The organism is Neptuniibacter pectenicola (genome assembly GCF_001597735.1).
In the GTDB taxonomy this organism is placed as follows: Bacteria; Pseudomonadota; Gammaproteobacteria; order Pseudomonadales; family Balneatricaceae; genus Neptuniibacter; species Neptuniibacter pectenicola.
This window is the reverse complement of the sequence record NZ_LUTS01000075.1, coordinates 1-475: the sequence shown is the minus strand read 5'-3', so window position 1 is coordinate 475 and position 475 is coordinate 1. Positions and strand designations below refer to the sequence as shown.

The 475-nt window shown below is 57.7% G+C and carries 1 protein-coding gene; it reads right to left on the bottom strand.

Annotated elements, in window-relative coordinates:
• Nucleotides 1-475 (bottom strand): hypothetical protein (locus A3773_RS19790; RefSeq protein ID WP_197462838.1); only part of this gene is annotated, 475 nt, incomplete at both ends.

The window sequence follows — 475 nt, the reverse complement described above, 5'->3', positions numbered from 1 at the left end:
CCCTTCTCTCTCCCCCCCTCTCCTCCTCCCTCCTTCCCCTCTCCCCCTCCCCCTCTCTCTCTCCCCTCTCCTCCTTTTCCCCCCCTCCCCTTCCTTTCCCTCCTTTTTCTTTCCCCCCTCCCCTTTCCCCCCCTCCCTCTCCTTCTCCCTTCTTTTTTCTTCCCCTCCTCCCTTCTTTTCCCTCTTTTCCCTTTCTCCTCCCCCCCTTTTTTCCCCTTTCTTCCTTTTCTCTCCCTCCCCCTTTCCCTTTCCTCTCTTCCCTTTCCTCCCCCCTCTTTCCCCTTCCTCCCTTTCCCCCTCTTTCTCCCCCTCCCTTTTTTCTCCTCCCCCCCCTCCCTTTTCTTTCTTCCTTCCTCTTTCCCCCCTTCTCTTTTTCTCTTTCTTCTTCTTCTCTCTCCCCCCCTTCCTCCCTTCCTTCCTTTCCTTTTCTTTTCCCCCCCTCCTCCTCCCCCCCCCCCCTTCCCCCCTTCTCTTC